The following is a 19,510-nucleotide window of genomic DNA, read 5'->3' as shown; positions in this document are numbered from 1 at the left end:
TCTGTTTTACCAGCCCAAAAAAGAGTTTTTCACTATTGAAAAACTCTTTTTTTATCAAGCGGCATGATCTATCGTATGTTTTCTTACTTTGCTATCGGCATATGGGTACTCACGGCAATTCTGTTCCATGCATTGATGGTTACGATGGCCATGATAATTTCGGCAATCTGTTTTTCAGAAAAAACAGCTGCAGCCTTTTGGTATGTGTCTTCCGTTAAACCTGCATGACTGATCAGAGTAATTTCTTCAGTCATTGCCAGAAGTACCTGTTCTTCTTCTGTAAAAAACTCTTTGGCCTCAGTCCATCCGTTCAGAATAAAAATTCTTTGGGGGTTTTCACCGTACTTGATGGCATCCTTAGTATGCATATCGAGGCAGAAGGCACATTTATTAATCTGCGAGGCCCTGATTTTAATTAATTCTTTTTGAATATGGGTTAAAGAAGTTGTCTGTAAATACCCTTCCAATCCCATCATTGCTTTATAAGCTGCGGATTCCACTGCTGCAATATTTAGTCTTGCACTCATTATTATATTATTTTTTGGTTAATTGATCTATACTTAAAGAATAGTGTTGCTGAACTGCCAGCAAGAGTGATGCCGCACTGCCTACCCATACAGAGTAGTTAAGCGGAGCCTTTACGCCCAATGCAACAGACATTGACAAGGCAAAAATCAATAGTAAAATACTGGTTCCGTACGCGGCAATTTTGGTTTTAAATCCAAGAATCAACATCACTGGAAGTAGTATTTCGAGAAATGTAGCGGCGTATGCTGAGAAAGTGCTTAAAGACGCAGGAAGAAAAAAAGTCAGTTGTCTTGTATAGTCTTCAAAGCTGCTCATATTTCCCCAGGCAGAATTTTCTTTACTCCACCATCCGAAGCGATCGGCCACTGCTGAAAGCATGGTGAGTCCGAGAGCAAGTCTTAAAAACAGCTGTGGAAATTGATTTTTGGTATCTGTCATTGTATTGGCTTTTAATCACATGACAAATCTCCGACTTCTGATCCGTAAAAAACTTAAACTGGTTTAAGAACGTAATTTTGCTTTAATTTCACTTAAATATTCCGGTGTGAAACCCAGAAAAGAAGCGATAAGATATTGAGGAATTCTTTGAATAAACCATGGATACAGCGTGCTGAAATGAACATACAGTTCCTCTCTCGAATATTCCGTCAGATAACGGAGTTTTCTTTCAGAAGCTGCATAAGCCCTTTGGTATATGATTCTGAAATATTTTTCCATGACAGGATGCTTCTTTAATAATGATTCCTGACTTTTAAAATCAATAACAAGAATGGTAGACTTTTCCACAGACTGAATATTAAAATCCGTCTGCAACTGTCTCTCATAAGCGAAGGTATCGGTAACCCACCAGTTTTCAATGGCAAACTGTGTCGTATGTTCTACTCCTTTTTCATTAATAAAATATTTTCTCAGGCAACCTTCCACCACAAAATACATATTCCTGCAAACCTCACCTTCCTGCATCAGGTTTTGTTTTTTATTCACCTTTACGACTTCGAAGAATGAAAAAATTGAATTGTACTCTTCGTCAGTTACCGCAATGAACTTGTTTAAATGTGCCTTGAAATTATCCATCTGTAGAATTGATACCCAAACTTAACTTTATTTTTTTAGTTTTACAATGACAAAATATAAAATCATGGAAGTCGTTGCTAAAATTCTGATCGCCGTCGTTGCAATCGAACACCTTTACATTCTCTGGATGGAAATGTTTGCCTGGGAAACCAAGGGCAAAGAAGTATTCAAAGCGGCTTTACCTGCCGAAATGTTCAGACCTACCAAAGGATTGGCTGCCAATCAGGGGTTGTATAACGGTTTTTTAGCCGCCGGATTGATCTGGTCGTTTCTGATTAAAGATCCTCAATGGCAAACAAATGTAGCCTTGTTCTTTTTGGGATGTGTTGCCGTTGCCGGAATCTATGGAGCGGTGTCTGCTACTAAAAAATATATTTTTGTCCAGGCTCTCCCTGCTATTTTGGCAATTATTGCTGTTTTATTGCAATAATTTTACTGCTATACATTGTAAAAGGTTTACTGAAAATATTTGTCCTGCAAATCCTCTCTTATCTTTGATGAGCAGGGAAAATTCCCAATGATTATCTTATGCCATGATCGTACTTACAACCAGTTGCTTAGACCCTGAAAAGTCCATTTAATATAAAATTCGTAAATTTGCACCGTCATAAAAAATTGATACACAAGCTTTTTATGCTGGCCTGCATTTTGATGCAATGTAGGAATCCTAGTTGTTCAGTACACATATCTTTAATTACTTCATCAGTAATTTAACTGTAAATCCATGGAAGAGATTAAATTTCTTTTTCATGAGACACTCTTTTTCTAGAGTATAATCTATTGAAATATTTAAAATAACATAATGCCCGGCAGGACTTTATGCATTTATTTTTTGGCAATAAGCTTTCATCATGATAAGCTCAACAGATTATTTTACACCATCATCATTCTGAGAACAACGACAAAAGTTAAACGTTTAATAATTAACTGATATACAACACTGTAAATCAATTATTAATTAAAAAAAATTCTGAATATGGAAAAAAATGAAAACGGTAGAAAAGTAAAACTTAAAGTTGAAGATCTGACGATTATTTTTGGTAAAAACAAAGAAAAAGCACAGGAACTTTTAGACAAAGGTTTTTCCAAAAAAGAAATTCTTGAAAAAACAGGCTGTACCGTTGGGATCAACAAAGCAAGTTTTGAAATCTATGAAGGTGAATTCTTTGTCATCATGGGATTGTCAGGAAGCGGAAAATCTACCCTGCTGCGCTGTCTCAACAGGCTTAATGAGCCTACATCGGGAAAAGTATACATCAATGACGATGATATCACCGGTAAAAATAATAAAGAACTGCTGCAAGTAAGAAGAACGGAAATGAGTATGGTATTCCAGAAGTTCGGATTATTGCCTCATCACACTATTTTAGATAATGCCGGCTTCGGACTTGAAATCAGAGGAGAAAGCAAGGCCTCACGCGATGAAAAAGCACAAAAAGCACTGGATATTGTTGGATTAAACGGTTTTGAAAATCAGTATCCTTCCCAACTTTCAGGAGGAATGCAGCAAAGAGTAGGATTAGCAAGAGCTTTGGCCAACGATCCTGAAGTTCTGCTTATGGATGAAGCTTTCTCGGCACTGGACCCTTTGATAAAATCTGAAATGCAGGACCAAATGCTTGAACTGCAAAATACCCTGCAAAAAACCATTGTTTTCATTACCCATGATCTTGACGAAGCCATTAAAATTGGGGATCGTATCGTGATTATGAAAGACGGAGTCATAGAACAGATAGGAACAGCTGAAGATATTCTGACCAATCCTGCCAGTGACTATGTAAAGGCCTTTGTGGAAAAAGTAGACCGTAAGACCATCATCACTGCAAGATCGTTGATGTTCGACAAAGCAACAGTGGTACGTTTCAGAAAAGACGGTCCTGAAGGAGCTTTAAGAAAAATGAGAACAACCGGACTGGAAAATTTACCAGTCGTCGATTTTCAAAATAAATTCCTGGGCTTTGTAACCCTTAATGATGTCGTCCGCATTGCCAAAAAGAAAGAACCGACCGTGGAATCAATTATCAACAGTAATGTTCCGTCAGTATATCCTGAAGTTACCGTAGAAGAAATGCTCCCGTTGATTTCCGGAAGTAAATCCGCCATTGCTGTAATAGATGAAAACAACAAATTTCTAGGTCTTGTGACTCAGTTATCTCTGGTCATAGAAGCAACCAAGTTTAACGAAGAAGAGATCATTGAATTAAAAGAAATCGCAAACAATCAATAAGATGAATAAAACTATAGATATAGGTCAATATGTAGAAACTGCAATCAATTGGCTCACAGAAAACGGAAAACCTGTATTTGACATTATAAAACATGTAGGAAATGCCTCTATCATGGGGATTGAATGGGTGCTGATCAACACACCTTTCTATGTCATTATCCTATTTGTTACTTTACTGGCCTTATGGAAAGCCGGAAAAGCAGTTGCCGTTGTCACTTTAACAGGATTAAGTTTAATCTTTTTAATGGGATTATGGAAAGAAACCATGGAAACCCTGGCTCTTATTTTTGTATCAACCCTTACCGCTCTGGTCATTTCCATCCCTCTTGGAATTTTGGCAGCAAAAAATACAATAGCAGCAAAAATCATCCGTCCTTTACTTGATTTGATGCAGACAATGCCCGCATTTGTCTACCTGATTCCTGCCGTGCTGTTCTTCAGTATCGGGAAAGTTCCGGGTGCTTTTGCGACGATTATTTTTGCCATGCCACCGGCTGTACGATTAACAACATTAGGAATTGAATCTGTTCCTAAAGATATCGTGGAAGCTGCCAGAGCTTTTGGGGCGACCAGCCGTCAGATTCTTTTTAAAGTTGAACTGCCTTTAGCAATGAAGACTATTTTAACAGGGATCAATCAAACCATACTTTTATCATTATCCATGGTAGTGATTGCCGGAATGATTGCCGCAGGCGGTCTCGGTGAAAAAGTGCTGGAAGGAATTAATAACCTGGATATCGGATTAGGATTTGAAAGTGGACTGTCTGTTGTGATCCTGGCCATTATCCTAGATCGTATTACCCAGGGATTTGTAAAGAAAAAGCAATAAAATGAAGAAATTAAAATACCTGTTCTTTCCCATGTTAATGATAGTATTCGCTGCATTAAACTCATGTGGAAACATCAAAAACTCTAAATATATCACCATCGGAATGGTAGATGGCTGGGCAGAAGATGTTGCCATGACCCACGTCGCCAAAGCCATTCTGGACAAGCAGGGTTATCATGTTATCGTCCAAAAAGCTTCTACCGATATGATTATGGCTTCGATGAATAATGAAGATACAGACCTTTTCATGGGAGTCTGGCTTCCCCATACCCATGCTAAAAAACTGGCAAAATTTCCCGGATTAACGAAGCTGGGAACGAATTATGATAATGGACGTATAGGATTGGTGGTTCCTGAATATGTCCCTATCCATTCTATCGAAGAACTCAACCAGTATCAGAATCAATTCAGCCATAGAATTATTGGAATTGAAAAAGGAGCAGGACTGACGACCGGAACCGATAAAGCCATTGTCGATTATAACCTGGATTACAAGCAGATCAACTCCTCCACCATTGCCATGATCACTGAATTACAGAATGCCATACAGCGCAACGAATGGGTTGTGGTCACCGGATGGCAGCCACACTGGATGTTTGGTAAAATGAAACTGAAGTTTCTAGATGATCCTAAAAAGATATATGGAGAAGCTGAAGAGATAAAAACCTATTCAAGAAAAAGCTTTGCCCAAGACCACCCTGAGTTGGCCACATTTTTTTCAAAGCTTCATTTTGACGATGAAACGATGAATGACCTGTTAATGAAAATGGAAACCAGCAAGAATAAGGAAGCTACCGCTCAAAAGTGGGTGGAAGATCACACTGAACTGATCAATAGCTGGCTGGATAAAAAATAAAACAACGATACAATTTGGTATTTCTTACAATCCTCAGCTCTACCCGAGTGTGAGGATTTTTTTCTATTTCAGTGATTCCACTGATCTGCCGAAACAATAATTTATAGCCATTCAAAAGCCTATGTGTCTATATGGTAAAAAATTTTAAACCACATAGACATATAGATCATGTAAAATGTCTTTTCGCATATAATATTCCGACATCTTTGCCTTTTCCGCTAATTATAATTATCCCATCGATTCTTTGATTTTTTCACGATGAAGTATTCCCCAGTTCACCAGGGTTTCTGTCACCGGAAATACTGATTTCCCATATTCAGTTACTGCATAGGTTACCGTGATGGGTTTCGTATCCTGAATCGTTCTTGTGATCAGTAAATTGGTTTCCAGTTCTTTTAATTCTTTACTCAGCATTTTAGCAGAAATCCCTTCGATACTTCGTTCCAGTTTTTTAAAATGGATCATCTGATCCGGTCTGTTGGTAAGATATCTCAGTATCATCAGTTTCCACTTTCCTCCCAGGACATCCAGGCTGTCACGCATCGCAAACAGTTCTTCGGTACAGCTTGCCTCTCTTTCAACTCCGTTTTCAATAATTTTTGCCATAATAGTTTCATGAAGGTAACTAGTTACCATTGGTTAACTAGTAGCAAATATAAACTATTCCCGTTTTACATTTGTATTCAAATTAATCATATGAAAGCAGTTATTTTAAATAAAAACGGAACCCTGGAAAATGGTACCGCAGAAAAACCTCTTCCAAAAGATCATGAAGTTTTAATCCGGATCAAAGCAAGCGGTTTTAATCCCATCGATTATCAGATGCTCGAAAATGAGCTGGAGAGAAAACTCATCAGTTCACCCATATTGGGCCGTGAACTATCCGGAATTGTTGTAGAAAAAGGAGCGGGTGTTACCCGATTCAATATCGGAGACGAAGTCTTCTGTGGCAGTGGATCTATGGGAAGCAATGGTACATACGCAGAATATATCTGTGTTCCCGAAGCTATTGTTGCTTTTAAACCAGTCAATATTTCTTTTGAACAGGCAGCCTCTATTCCCTCGGTAGGACTTACATCTCTGCAGATTTTTAACCGTCTGAAATTAAATCCGGAAAATACCATCCTTATCACAGGTGCTGCGGGCGGGGTCGGGTCATTTCTGGTAAAACTTTTATTAGCCCATAATATCCGTCAAATTACCGCAACCGTCGGCAGTGAAGAAAACAGGCAGAGCCTTATCAATATAGGGTTGAAAAATCATCAGATTATCAATTACAAAGAAGAAAATCTTCTCCAGAATATTTTAAAAGCCAATAATGACCAGCCTTTCGAATATGGAATCGATCTGGTGGGAAACTCCATGTCTGAAGCCACGGCAGAAGTACTGAAAATTAACGGTACCTATGTGGATGTAACTGCTCTCGTTACTAAAACCGCTCACGAGATGCTCTTTAATAAAGGGGCTCTGATGATGAATATTTCCAATTATACCTACAGTATGATCAAAAAGTACGACTACTATCAAGACAGTCTTATTACAATCAAAAATATGATTGAATCCGGAATCATTGCACCTCCCCAATACAGAATAATCGGTAACCTTTCTTTGGAAACAGTTCTTCAGGCACATTCGATTCTTAAAAACAACCAGACCGGGGGCCATAAACTTATCATGAAACATTAACCTATGAAGACCATACCAAGACGCATCGTCACAGGAATCAAAGACGGAAAATCAGTTATCGTCGAAGATCAAACGGTAGAAAACGCTGTAGAACATTTTCCGGGACTCATCATTTCTGATGTTTGGAATACACAAAAAATGCCGGCAAGCCTGGATTTTGAAACCAGAATTCCCAATACCGGATTTCCGAAAACACCAAAAAACGGCACTTATTTCCGATATGTAGTCGTTCCGCCGGATAAAAATTTAGGCATAGAATGGAAAAAAAATGAACCTCATCCGATGATGCACCAAACTCAAACTGTAGATTATATCATTATCCTTTCCGGTGAACTGTATCTGATCATGGAAGAAGGCGAAACCCTCCTGAAATCCGGTGACATTATCATTCAAAGAGGAACACGTCATGCGTGGAGCAACCGTTCCGATGAACCTTGTATTCAGCTGGCTGTTTTGATAGATGCGGATACTAGTGATTAAAAGATTGGGATAATTCTCACAAACTTTAAATCATAAAGAAAATAAACAAGATGTTGTAAGGAGCAAGAAAATCAAAGGTTTTCAGCATGTGTAGACCGATCATATGTAATATAAAATTTTAAAACCACATAGACACATAGATTTTGTCCGTGCATTCGTGGCTTTAAAAAATATATCCCATTTTATCGCAGATAAAATCCTTGCGTCTTCCATTGCGTTTTCCAATAAAAGTATACCAAATTATAGAGCAGAAATTTCTTTCAATTTCTGCTTCATTTGCTGAGGTGTCATCTGCCCTTCCTGATAATATACTAAATTCTGATTCTTATCCAGGAATACCCACAAAGGATAGACCGGCTGATTTTTATTTTTCGACAGTGCAAGTGCCAGTTCATGGATTCCGGAACTTCCATTGGATAGATATTCAAACTCCTGACCTTGAAAATTAATTTTATCCCTGGTTTTTTCAGCTTCAAAATTGATCAGATAAAAATGCTCATTCATTATATCCACCACGTCCTTATCCTTATTCAGACGGAAAGATTCTATTTTGCAAACCGCACACCAGTCTGTGTAAAGGTGAATGACCACAGGCTTGGGAGCTTCTTTTTGCAAAACCTCCATTTCAGAAAAAGTGCCTGTCTTCATCTGAGACAGACAAAGACAGGGCACAAACATTAAAAATAAAATAAAAGTTTTCACTTCAGGGTATATTTTACTCCCAGAAATCCTCTGATACGTTGCATCGGTGCATAGCCATATGCCGTATCGAAATTATAATTGTTCGGGTTATTAACGGGGTCATTAACGTGTTTATCGAACGGGTCAAATGGTCTCATCAAAGGATCTTTTGGAGTAAAATTGAAGAGGTTTTTAACCCCGCAATACACTTCAAATCCGGATTTGAAACTTTTTGAAACCTGAATATTAGCCAGAGAATAAAACGGTGAATATTCCGGACGATAATCATCAGGCAGCACAGGAAGCCTCATCGGTCCGTAAAACTGTCCTGTAAAATCGATGGTCAGATTACCTGGAAATTTATAGGTTAAATTATAAGTTCCACTCCATTTTGGAGCATGCAATTGCTGTGTTTTCTGATTTTCATTATCATATTTCTGGTACACATCAAGATAGGTTACCCCCAAATTGACACTCAGCGGAAACTGGAATGTAAAATCAACATTCAGGGAAGCCCCTCTGGAGATTCCGTATCCGTGGAGGTTATCATAAATAATTTTATTCGGGTCAGAATCAAAATCACCGACAATTTTATTACTGAAATAAGTATAAAATGCCGAAGCATCAAGATGCAGCATCCGGGTTCCGACAGGAATTTTCCAGATATAATTCAAATTCCCGTTTACGGATCTTTCAGGCTGAAGGTCTGATTTTACCACAACTTCCCGGGAACCTGTCAACGCTGCATGGTCTTCCGTAAATAAATTTACCACTCTGAAACCTGTTCCAAAATTGAAACGTAAGGTGTGGTAAGGGGTCGGGGAAAATTTCCATGCAAATCTTGGAGAATGTACCGAATGATGTACTTTATCGTAATCATAACGATAGCCCAGCAATAACGTATTTTTGTCGTTAATTTCCCACTGATCCTGGATAAAAGCACCCCATATCGGAGACTTCATCGGTGCATTGGTGATTCCATCAGAAGCCAGGGTTCCCGGTGTGTTGTCATCGTAAAAAGTTCTTTTAAAAGTCAATCCGGCTGTAATATCGTGTTTTCCGAAACTCCTGTCCCAATAGGTCTGTACAAACGCTACTTTCTGCAGAGCATTATATGGATTAGCCCCATAAAAAGAATTCTGGTCATGATAATTATAAGAGAACTGAGTAACAATATGTTCTTTCATCGGCCACTGATACAATCCGAAAATCTCTGCACGGTTGGTATAGATACTTTCACCGTAGACCTCATCACTTCCTCTGAAAGATTTGTTCCACTGCATTTCACCTCCAAAACGGTCTTCATAAAGGTATCTCATCGCAAAACTCGCCTGCCGGTTATCTTTTCGCTGGAAATTCCATTTGTTGAAAACAGAAATTCTGCTTTGTAAAGTGGTATCAGTGAAATTATCCTTATTCTGATCTATTCTTTCCTGAAAACTAAAATAATTCAAGCTTAATAAAGACGCCGCCTTCTTTCCCACATTAAACTTAGTGGAAAGATCCAGATTATTCTCAGCCCAGGTGCTCGTCATGAGGTCAACGCTTAACTTGGGAGCTGTTAATGCATTTTTGGTAATTATATTGATCACTCCTCCCATCGCTTCAGAACCGTAAATTGAAGAGGCCGGTCCTTTTACCACCTCTATCCTGTCCACAAGGCTGTTGGGTATACCACTTAATCCATAGACTGTGGAAAGGGAACTTACTATCGGCATTCCGTCAATCAGAATCATTGTGTAAGGTCCTTCCAATCCGTTGATATGAATATCTCCGGTATTACAAACCGAACAGTTAAGCTGAGGTTTTACCCCGTTCACCATGGCAATGGCTTCAAAAATACTTGGCGTCGGATTTTTCTGGAAAAATTTCTGACTGTAGATTTCTACTGCTACAGGGCTTTTTGACCTGCTGACCGGTTTTATGGTTCCGGTAACCACCACATCATCGATCGTACTTGTTTTCATCTCTTTTTTTGAAACCCTTGCAGAATCTATGTTTTTGTTTGGAGATAAACTTAAACTGTCGGTCTGCTGAGCAAAACAATAGGAGGATAAAAAAGTAACAGAGAATAATATTCGTTTCATGAAATAATAATTGTTAGACAAAGCTAACAATTATTTTCGAAACACAAAACACCTAAAAAAATATTGGTATAATCAATTCATGAAAAATGATTAAATTTGAGAAACTACATATGAAAGTAAAATGAGATATCATCTAGCGGGAAATATCCCACCAAAAAGACACACTATCTTTAAGTCTCCGGAAGATAAATTTTACTATGAGCAGCTTTTTGGAACAGAAGGCTTTCATGGAATTTCTTCACTGTTATATCATATTCACCGCCCCACGCAGATCAAATCAATTGGTGAGCCTAAGGATGTAACGCCCAAAATTGCGGTAGAAAAAAACATTACTCCAAGAATGTTTAAGGGAATGAATGTCACTCCTGAAGATGATTTTATGGACAGCCGTAAGATCCTTTTGATGAACAACGACCTGAAAATGGGATTGGCAAAGCCAAGAAAATCGATGGATTATTTCTATAAAAATGCTGAATGTGACGAACTTTTATATGTTCATCAGGGAACCGGAGTTTTAAAAACATTTGTAGGAGATCTTGATTTTGTAACCGGTGATTATCTGATTATCCCGAGAGGAACCATTTACCAGGTAGAATTAAAATCTGATGATACCGTATTTTTTGTCCTGGAGAGCCACTCTCCTATTTACACTCCGAAGAGATACAGAAATGAATTCGGGCAGCTTTTGGAACATTCTCCTTTTTGTGAGCGGGATATGATTGCTCCTGCTTTCAAAGAACCTGTTGATGAAAAAGGAGAATTTTTAATCAAAGTAAAAAAAGAAAACCAGATTACAGATTTCATCTATGCAACACATCCGTTTGATGTAGTTGGCTGGGACGGATATTTTTATCCTTATAAATTTAATATCAAAAACTTCGAACCCATCACAGGGAGAATTCACCAGCCCCCTCCGGTACATCAGAACTTTGAAGGGCATAATTTCGTAGTGTGTTCATTCTGTGCAAGAATGTATGATTACCATCCACAAGCGATTCCGGCACCTTACAACCACTCAAATATCGATTCTGATGAAGTATTGTTCTATACGGAAGGAGACTTTATGAGCCGAAATCATATCGACCTGATGGACTTCACGCTTCACCCGGGAGGAATCGTACACGGGCCTCACCCTGGCGCTATGGAAAGAAGTATCGGGAAAAAGTTCACCGAAGAATATGCAGTAATGGTAGATCCTTTCCGTCCGTTAAAAATCACGGAAGAAGCTTTAAAAGTGGAAGATCCGTCATACAAAACTTCATGGCTGGAATAAACTTGTTATAATGATCAAAAAGTATTACTGAATACATACAAAAGACGCTTTAAATCCTTTATTTAAAGCGTCTTTTTTGTAAATTTGTAAGGTATGGTTCACATATGGCCATCATTATTTTTCATAACGCATCCTAAGTAATGGTGGTTTAATAAAAATCAAGATTACATGTTAGAAAGAATCAGATTAGAAAGTCTACACCAAAAAGTAACAACAGCTGAAAATGCTGTTAAAATCATTAAAGACGGGATGACCATCGGGTCCAGCGGCTTTACTAAAGCAGGAGACAGCAAAGCTATTTTACCTGCCCTGGCAGAAAGAGGAAAAACAGAAAACCTTAAAGTAACATTAATGACCGGCGCTTCGCTGGGGCACGGTACTGACGGAAAATTAGCGGAAGCTGATGTCATCAGGAAAAGGATGCCTTTCCAGGTAGATCCTATTTTAAGGAATAAGATCAATAATGGTGAAATTCTCTTTATCGACCAGCATTTGAGCGAAAGTGCCGAACTTCTCCACACCAAAAATTTACAAAGCATCGACGTAGCGGTTATCGAAGCGGCTTATATTGAAAGAGACGGAAGCATTGTTCCTACCACCTCCGTGGGAAATTCAGTCACCTTTGCTGCCTTAGCCAAAAAAGTCATCATTGAAATCAATACCGAAGTTCCTGAAGAAGTCTACGGAATCCACGATATTTATCAGGCAGAAGATTATCCTTACAGAAACGTTATTCCTATTGTAGCCCCATGGAACAAGATCGGAAGAAAAAGTATTCCTGTTGATCCTGATAAAATAGAGGCAATTGTTTTCACCAATCTTAAAGACAGCCCGGCAGATATTGCGGAACCGGACGAAAAGACCACAGCCATTGCCAGACATCTTCTCGGATTCTTTGAAAACGAAGTACAGCTGGGACGTCTTACCGACCGCTTACTTCCCCTTCAGGCAGGCATCGGGAAAGTAGCCAATGCTGTACTTACAGGGTTTAAAGACAGTAACTTCTATGATTTAACAATGTTTTCTGAAGTCCTTCAGGACAGTACTTTTGATTTGATAGACTCAGGGAAATTAAGTTTTGCCTCTGCATCTTCCATTACCGTCTCTAAGGAATGCTATGAAAGAGTGTTAGGAAACCTTTCAAAATATAAAGAAAAGTTTGTCTTAAGACCCCAGAATATTTCCAATACACCAGGCCTGATCAGAAGATTGGGGGTGATTGCCATCAACACGGCTATTGAATTTGATATCTACGGAAATGTAAACTCTACCCATATCGGCGGAACCAGAATCATGAATGGGATCGGCGGATCGGGAGACTTTGCCAGAAATGCTTATTTAAGTATTTTCGTCACTCAGGCTGCTTCAAAAGGCAATAATATTTCGCATGTGCTTCCTATGGTTTCTCATACCGACCATACAGAACATGATGTTGATATTCTGGTAACCGATATCGGATTGGCTGACCTGCGAGGGCTGGCGCCAAGAGAAAGAGCTCAGAAAATCATAGACAACTGTGTTCACCCTGATTATAAAGAAGAATTGCAATCGTATTTTGACAGAGCTTGTGAGAGGGGTGGCCATACTCCTCACCTGCTGGAAGAATCATTCAGCTGGCATCTGAGATTTGCCCAGACAGGAAGTATGAAACAAGCTACAGAAGTAGAAATTTCTAATTAAAAATTAAAAAAATTATACCATAGGGTTGAGTGCAATGCATTTGACCCTATATTTTTGTTGTTATAGTAATTGCATTTAATATGACAAAAGTCTTCATAATATTCACAAAATAATTAGAATAAGTAAAAATATAAAAGCTATCTTTGAGAGAGAGGATAGATATTTTATGAGATAAGAAGATGTGATCATTAGCAGTCATAAATAGTATTAAAAGATAAAGTATGCAAAATTACATAAGCGCAGAAGAAGCAATATATACCATAAAAAGCGGAAACCGTGTATTTTTTCACGGCAGTGCATGTACTCCCAACTACCTGATCGATGAGCTGGCAAGACAGTCTCACAGGCTGGATAATGTAGAAATGGTCTCAATAACCCAACAGGGAAATATCGAAATTGCAAAACCGGAATATAAAGACAAATTCTTTATCAATTCACTATTTGTGTCTACACCCGTTCGTGATGCCGTCAACTCAGACAGGGGCGACTTTGTCCCTGTATTTTTAAGTGAAATTCCTATTCTGTTCCGGAAAAATATTTTACCGCTGGATGTCGCTTTGGTTACCGTTTCACCTCCGGATAAACATGGCTTCTGTACTTTAGGAACCTCCGTAGACATCGCCAGAGCAGCCGTTGACACAGCAAAAATCATTGTTGCCCTTGTTAATCCCAGAATGCCGAGAACGCATGGAGATGGTATGATTCACATCAGCAGAATTCACAAGCTGGTCTGGCATGAACAAGAGCTTCACACCGTAGATTACGGCTCAAAAGTTGGCCCCGAAGAAATGCTCGTAGGAAAAAATGTCGCAGAGCTTATTGAAGACAAATCTACCCTGCAAATGGGAATCGGAACCATTCCTGATGCAGTATTAAAGTGTTTACACAATCACAAAGACCTGGGCATCCATACTGAAATGCTAAGTGACGGAGTCATCGACCTGATTCAGGATGATGTCATCAACAATAAATACAAGGGCTACAATGATAACAAGACCATCACAAGCTTCTGTTTTGGAACCCGAAAATTATATGATTATGTAGATGATAACACCGTTTTTGCCTTCAGAGATGTGAGTGAAGTTAACTTCCCTATCAACATTATGAAAAATAAAAAGCTTGTAGCCATCAATTCTGCTATTGAAATTGACCTTACGGGGCAAGTTTGTGCTGATTCTATCGGAACTTTGCAATACAGCGGAATCGGAGGACAGATGGACTTTATGAGGGGTGCTGCTTTAAGTGAAGGCGGAAAGCCTATTATCGCAATTACTTCAAGGACCAAAAAGGGATTTCGAGGATTGTCCCTTATCTTAAACAGGGAGCCGGAGTGGTAACTACCAGAGGGCATATCCACTATGTCGTTACCGAGTACGGAACAGCCTACCTCTATGGTAAAAACCTCCGCCAGAGAGCTCAGGAGCTGATCAGCATTGCGCATCCCGATGACAGGGAAATGTTGGAGAGAGCAGCGTTTGAGAGATTTAAACACTGATAATCAGCCAGTAAAACAACCTTTCAATGCTTTTTGTTTAATTTTCAAAAAACATATTTTCAACTCAAACAAATAATTCACAAAAAAAGCTTTAACATTTTGGCAGTATTTTTGATAAAACTCTCTGTAAAACAAGGAAATTGAAAACTATATATAATTCGATACGGGATGAAGTTGTAAAACATTCCAAAGTAACCAATTCTGTTTTGGGGAATGTGAGTGAATGGAAAAGAAGCCATTATATAATTCTTTCCGAAATCATCAAAGAAGAACTGTCTGAAGCTGAAGAATTAAAAGGAGGAAAAAAATTTGAAATAGGAAACACTATTTCACATGTTACTTTACAACGCTTTTTTGAAAATGACTATCAGGACAAAACCCACAGTGATCTGAGGTTTTTGAAAACCCTCGACAAAATCTGCATATTTCTGGGCTACAAAGACCTGAACGACTATATTCTTTCTGTAAGACATAAAAAGCAGGAAAATAAAGATACAGACGACCGTTCATTTATGACACAAATGGTGTATGACTACTGTGCCACTGCTTTTGAATTCTGTAAACAGTTTCCTGCCCACAATACGGAACTTTTCAAAGAACTCGTATTTGATGACTCTCCGTTTTTGGAGAGAGTTTCACAGTTCAGCAAAGAATTATGTGATAAAGATTTCCAACTGGTTACTAAAAACAATCGGTCCAACTATGAAGTTTTTGACATTCATGTAGTAACCGACGAACCTGACAAAAAAATCCTGGAATCTCAGGAATTCTGGAATCTTCTATTCAAAGTAGGGGAAACCGGAGAAGAGCATTTTGTAAATCAACTCAGTACCCAGATCTATTTTATACGGAAAATAGACAACACATGGAAGATATGGGACAACTACAATCCCGACGCCGGAAGGTTAAACAGAATCATTGAAACCGTTTAAAAAATAAGAAAGCCGCAGATCATCTCTGCGGCTTTCATGTTCGAAAACATTTTTTTCACTTGTCTTTTGTATTACAAATGTAGGCAGCTGATTTTAAACGTAAGAAACTTAAATATACTTAAGTGAACACTTCTTTAACTTTATGTTAAATATATTTAAGTAATCTGGCTGAATATTTTCGCTATATCCAAGTTTTTTGTAATTTGCATACCAATAAAATAAAAGTAAAAGAGAAAATATGTCAACACTTACATTCGCCGAAAAGATTGCTCAAGCAGAGAATTTTTTACCGATCAACGGTACAGATTACATTGAGTTTTATGTAGGAAATGCAAAACAGGCTGCCCATTATTATAAAACCGCCTTTGGTTTTCAGTCTGTAGCTTATGCCGGTCCTGAGACCGGAGTAAGAGACCGTGCATCTTATGTGCTTCAGCAAGGAAAAATCAGACTGATTTTAACAACAGGACTTACGTCTGAATCTCCTATCAATGAACACGTAAAAAAACACGGAGACGGAGTGAAAGTTTTGGCACTTTGGGTAGATGATGCTTACAAAGCCTTTGAAGAAACTACCAAAAGAGGTGGAAAACCGTACTTAGAGCCAATCACTCTGACTGACGAGCATGGTGAAGTAAGAATGTCCGGGATTTATACTTACGGAGAAACCGTTCACATGTTTATTGAAAGAAAAAATTATACGGGAGCTTTCATGCCGGGTTATGAAAAATGGGAAAGCGACTACAAACCTGAAGAAGCCGGTTTATTGTATGTAGACCACTGTGTAGGAAATGTAGACTGGAACAGAATGATTCCTACCGTAGAATGGTACGAAAAAGTAATGGGATTTGTCAATATCCTTTCTTTTGATGACAAGCAGATCAACACAGAATATTCTGCATTGATGTCTAAAGTAATGTCAAACGGAAACGGATATGCAAAATTCCCTATCAATGAGCCTGCAGAAGGTAAAAAGAAATCTCAGGTAGAAGAATACCTTGATTTCTATGAAGGTGAAGGTGTACAGCACATTGCTGTCGCTACAAAAGATATCATCCATACGGTGACTGAATTGAAAAAACGTGGCGTAGAATTCCTTTCTGCACCGCCGGAAGCTTATTATGATATGGTTCCTGAAAGAGTAGGTCATATTGATGAAGATCTTAAAAAACTTCAGGATTTAGGTATACTTATTGATCATGATGAAGAAGGATATCTTTTACAAATCTTTACCAAGCCTGTAGAAGACCGTCCTACTCTATTCTTCGAAATCATTGAAAGACACGGTGCACAGAGTTTTGGAGCCGGAAATTTCAAAGCTTTATTCGAAGCATTAGAAAGAGAACAGGAAAGAAGAGGTAATCTTTAATTTAACGAAAAATAATAAGTTTTGTCAGGATGCAAAGTCTTGACAAAACTTTTTATAAAACACAGCTTATGAAAAAAATTGTAATCGGAATGCTATTCTTTGGCTCTTTAGGCTTAAAAGCACAATACGGAACATTGAATGCAATTCTTGACAGACTTGAAGCAAGAAAAGGCATCAACCAGCATCTTGAAAATGTAAATATTGACAACAAAAAGTTTGTCTTCATCAAAGATGAAACAGACCATACAGAAAGGGACTTCATTATCATCAAAGGAAACAATGCCACCTACGTGGAAGTTTTTGATGATAAAACCAACGGAGAAAGTAGTTCCAATGTCTTTACAGGAGATATTATCAGAAAAAAGAATATCGTTTCTTTACGGGCAGATATGCTTGAAGGTAAAAAAGTACCTCTCCCTGTCACCAAGACTTTACTGCTCACCCAGCAGGATAATATTCTGTACCTTATCGATGTCAATACCAGAGACAGATGGATTGATGAAGAATCCTATTCCAAACCCCAAAAGGCAAAATAAACATTCAAAGGAGCTGAAACTTCTCGGAATACTATTTTAACTAACTCAAAATCTAAACTTATGAAATCATTTGTAGACTATTCCTCAAATTCGGATTTTTCTATACACAATATTCCTTTCGGAGTCGCAGTTTTTAATAAAGAATTCATCGGATGTTGTACGAGAATCGGTGATCAGGTTATTGATCTTGCCACATTATATGACCTTGGGTATTTTGAAGATATTGAAGGTTTAAACGACAATGTTTTTGAAGCCTATACCATCAACGAATTTATCGAACTGGGTAAGCCGGTCACCAATGCCGTTCGTACCAAAATCCAGACCTTATTACAGGAAGGTTCAGCTCTGTCAAAAGATCAGAAAACTATTGAAGAAGCATTCTACGACCTGGATAAAATAAAAATGATGATGCCTGTTCATATCCCGAACTATACGGATTTCTACAGCAGCATCGAACATGCTACCAACGTAGGAAAAATGTTTCGTGATCCTGCCAATGCATTGTTACCAAACTGGAAACATTTACCGGTAGGTTACCACGGAAGAGCTTCCTCTATCGTCGTTTCCGGAACCGATATCAACCGTCCGAAAGGACAAATGAAACCTGCCGATGCAGACAAACCTGTTTTCGGGCCGTGCAAGCAGCTGGATTTTGAACTGGAAATGGCTTTTATCATCAACAAAAATACCGAGATGGGTGAAAGTATTTCTACAAAAGATGCTGAAGACGCCATCTTCGGAATGGTGGTTTTCAATGACTGGTCTGCACGAGATATTCAGTCATGGGAATATGTTCCTCTCGGACCATTCCTGGCGAAAAACTTCGGCTCATCCATTTCACCCTGGGTAGTTACTCTCGAGGCTTTAGAGCCATTCAAAACAGCTTCACCGGTACAGGATCCTGAGGTCTTGGATTATTTAAAATTTGAAGGAGACAAAAATTACGATATCAATCTTGAAGTCTACATCCAGCCTGAAAACGGAGATCAAAACCTGATCTGTGAAAGCAATTACAAGCACATGTACTGGAATATGACCCAGCAGCTTGCCCATCACACCATCAACGGATGTAATGTGGAAGTAGGTGATATGTATGCCAGCGGAACGATTTCAGGAAACGATCCAAAATCTTTCGGCTCAATGCTTGAACTGACATGGAGAGGCCAAAATCCTTTATCATTAAGCAACGGAGAAGAAAGAAAATTCATCGAAGACAATGATACCGTTACCATGAAAGCATGGGCTGAAAAAGATGGAATCAGAGTAGGTTTCGGTGAAGTTTCCGGTAAAATTATTCCAACACTTTAAGATTAAAGATTAACCACAAAAGTCACAAAAGGATTTATGATGACTCTGTCATATTTAACTGATTTGACCTACAAGATAAACGGCGCCTGCATAGAAGTTCACAAAATTCTGGGTGCCGGTTTATTAGAAAGTGTCTACCATAAATGCCTTGAAGAAGAATTCAGATTAAGAAATATTAATTTTAAATCAGAGCTGAAAGTTCCTGTAAATTACAAAGGAAAAGAAATTCATTGTGATTTCTTTTGTGATTTTTTAATTGAAGATTTAATTGTTATTGAGATAAAATCAGTAGCTTAATTAAATGATGTTCATAGGGCTCAGCTTTTAAACTATATTAATTTGATGAAAAAGCCAAAAGGCATATTAGTCAATTTTAATGTAAAAAATCTTTATCATGATGGACAAGAAACTTTTGTCAACAAATATTATGATATGCTTTTTTGAGCTTTAATGATTAACAATATTTGCC

18 protein-coding genes and 2 pseudogenes are annotated in these 19,510 nt (G+C 38.3%); 14 read left to right on the top strand and 6 right to left on the bottom strand.

What is annotated here, in order from left to right; genetic code table 11:
• Nucleotides 1-83: 83 nt before the first annotated feature.
• From H3Z85_12845 to H3Z85_12835, 3 genes are all read right to left on the bottom strand, one after another.
• Nucleotides 84-527, bottom strand: a complete 444-nt coding sequence (locus H3Z85_12845) for a carboxymuconolactone decarboxylase family protein (protein ID QPQ50389.1) — start codon at nt 525-527, stop codon at nt 84-86.
• Nucleotides 528-534: 7 nt separating this feature from the next.
• Nucleotides 535-966 carry a DoxX family protein gene (locus H3Z85_12840; GenBank protein QPQ50388.1) on the bottom strand — a complete coding sequence of 144 codons (432 nt, stop codon included), beginning with the start codon at nt 964-966 and terminating at the stop codon, nt 535-537.
• 63 nt (nt 967-1,029) lie between these two features.
• Nucleotides 1,030-1,602 carry a Crp/Fnr family transcriptional regulator gene (locus H3Z85_12835; protein ID QPQ50387.1) on the bottom strand — a complete coding sequence of 191 codons (573 nt, stop codon included), beginning with the start codon at nt 1,600-1,602 and terminating at the stop codon, nt 1,030-1,032.
• A 64-nt stretch (nt 1,603-1,666) separates the two neighbouring features.
• Here H3Z85_12835 and H3Z85_12830 point away from each other — a divergent pair, with 64 nt between their 5' ends.
• From H3Z85_12830 to H3Z85_12815, 4 genes are all read left to right on the top strand, one after another.
• Nucleotides 1,667-2,032: a DUF1304 domain-containing protein gene (locus tag H3Z85_12830; protein ID QPQ53893.1), complete on the top strand. Its 366-nt coding sequence runs from the start codon at nt 1,667-1,669 to the stop codon at nt 2,030-2,032.
• A 546-nt stretch (nt 2,033-2,578) separates the two neighbouring features.
• Nucleotides 2,579-3,829, top strand: a complete 1,251-nt coding sequence (locus tag H3Z85_12825; protein ID QPQ50386.1) for a glycine betaine/L-proline ABC transporter ATP-binding protein — start codon at nt 2,579-2,581, stop codon at nt 3,827-3,829.
• A gap of 1 nt (nt 3,830) precedes the next feature.
• A complete protein-coding gene (locus H3Z85_12820) occupies nt 3,831-4,658 on the top strand; it encodes a proline/glycine betaine ABC transporter permease (protein ID QPQ50385.1) in 828 nt (275 codons plus the stop codon).
• 1 nt (nt 4,659) lies between these two features.
• Nucleotides 4,660-5,514 (top strand): glycine betaine ABC transporter substrate-binding protein, encoded by an 855-nt coding sequence (locus H3Z85_12815; GenBank protein ID QPQ50384.1) that lies wholly within the window; start codon nt 4,660-4,662, stop codon nt 5,512-5,514.
• Between the two features lie 228 nt (nt 5,515-5,742).
• Here H3Z85_12815 and H3Z85_12810 read toward each other — a convergent pair whose 3' ends face one another.
• Nucleotides 5,743-6,120 carry a helix-turn-helix transcriptional regulator gene (locus H3Z85_12810; protein ID QPQ50383.1) on the bottom strand — a complete coding sequence of 126 codons (378 nt, stop codon included), beginning with the start codon at nt 6,118-6,120 and terminating at the stop codon, nt 5,743-5,745.
• A gap of 90 nt (nt 6,121-6,210) precedes the next feature.
• On the opposite strand from H3Z85_12810, the gene H3Z85_12805 reads away from it, so the two are divergent.
• A complete protein-coding gene (locus H3Z85_12805; GenBank protein ID QPQ50382.1) occupies nt 6,211-7,200 on the top strand; it encodes an NADP-dependent oxidoreductase in 990 nt (329 codons plus the stop codon).
• Nucleotides 7,201-7,203: 3 nt separating this feature from the next.
• Nucleotides 7,204-7,680, top strand: a complete 477-nt coding sequence (locus H3Z85_12800) for a cupin domain-containing protein (protein QPQ50381.1) — start codon at nt 7,204-7,206, stop codon at nt 7,678-7,680.
• 240 nt (nt 7,681-7,920) lie between these two features.
• Here the strand turns inward: H3Z85_12800 and H3Z85_12795 are convergent, their stop codons facing one another.
• The gene (locus H3Z85_12795) at nt 7,921-8,382 is read right to left on the bottom strand and encodes a thioredoxin family protein (GenBank protein QPQ50380.1); all 462 of its coding nucleotides are present in this window, start codon (nt 8,380-8,382) and stop codon (nt 7,921-7,923) included.
• Nucleotides 8,379-10,448: a TonB-dependent receptor gene (locus H3Z85_12790; GenBank protein QPQ50379.1), complete on the bottom strand. Its 2,070-nt coding sequence runs from the start codon at nt 10,446-10,448 to the stop codon at nt 8,379-8,381. The genes H3Z85_12795 and H3Z85_12790 overlap by 4 nt, the downstream gene beginning before the upstream one ends.
• 121 nt (nt 10,449-10,569) lie before the next feature.
• On the opposite strand from H3Z85_12790, the gene H3Z85_12785 reads away from it, so the two are divergent.
• The 8 genes and pseudogenes from H3Z85_12785 to H3Z85_12750 all read left to right on the top strand — a co-directional run bounded on the left by H3Z85_12785 (nt 10,570) and on the right by H3Z85_12750 (nt 19,485).
• Nucleotides 10,570-11,721, top strand: coding sequence for a homogentisate 1,2-dioxygenase (locus tag H3Z85_12785; GenBank protein QPQ50378.1), 1,152 nt, complete (start codon nt 10,570-10,572; stop codon nt 11,719-11,721).
• Between the two features lie 168 nt (nt 11,722-11,889).
• Entirely contained in the window at nt 11,890-13,401 is a 1,512-nt protein-coding gene (locus tag H3Z85_12780) for a succinate CoA transferase (GenBank protein ID QPQ50377.1), read from the top strand.
• 221 nt (nt 13,402-13,622) lie between these two features.
• Nucleotides 13,623-14,896, top strand: a pseudogene (locus H3Z85_12775) (acetyl-CoA hydrolase/transferase family protein).
• A 140-nt stretch (nt 14,897-15,036) separates the two neighbouring features.
• A complete protein-coding gene (locus tag H3Z85_12770) occupies nt 15,037-15,828 on the top strand; it encodes a hypothetical protein (GenBank protein QPQ50376.1) in 792 nt (263 codons plus the stop codon).
• 238 nt (nt 15,829-16,066) lie between these two features.
• Entirely contained in the window at nt 16,067-17,197 is a 1,131-nt protein-coding gene (gene hppD, locus H3Z85_12765; GenBank protein ID QPQ50375.1) for a 4-hydroxyphenylpyruvate dioxygenase, read from the top strand.
• A gap of 68 nt (nt 17,198-17,265) precedes the next feature.
• Complete coding sequence (locus H3Z85_12760; GenBank protein ID QPQ50374.1) at nt 17,266-17,733, top strand: hypothetical protein; 468 nt, start codon at nt 17,266-17,268, stop codon at nt 17,731-17,733.
• Nucleotides 17,734-17,793: 60 nt separating this feature from the next.
• Complete coding sequence (gene fahA / locus H3Z85_12755) at nt 17,794-19,041, top strand: fumarylacetoacetase (protein ID QPQ50373.1); 1,248 nt, start codon at nt 17,794-17,796, stop codon at nt 19,039-19,041.
• Between the two features lie 36 nt (nt 19,042-19,077).
• Nucleotides 19,078-19,485, top strand: a pseudogene (locus H3Z85_12750) (GxxExxY protein).
• Nucleotides 19,486-19,510: the final 25 nt, after the last annotated feature.

The sequence above is a fragment of the Chryseobacterium indologenes genome (assembly GCA_016025055.1).
In the GTDB taxonomy this organism is placed as follows: domain Bacteria; phylum Bacteroidota; class Bacteroidia; order Flavobacteriales; family Weeksellaceae; genus Chryseobacterium; species Chryseobacterium indologenes.
The sequence above is the reverse complement of the archived record's forward strand: the minus strand, read 5'-3'. Positions and strand labels throughout refer to the sequence as shown.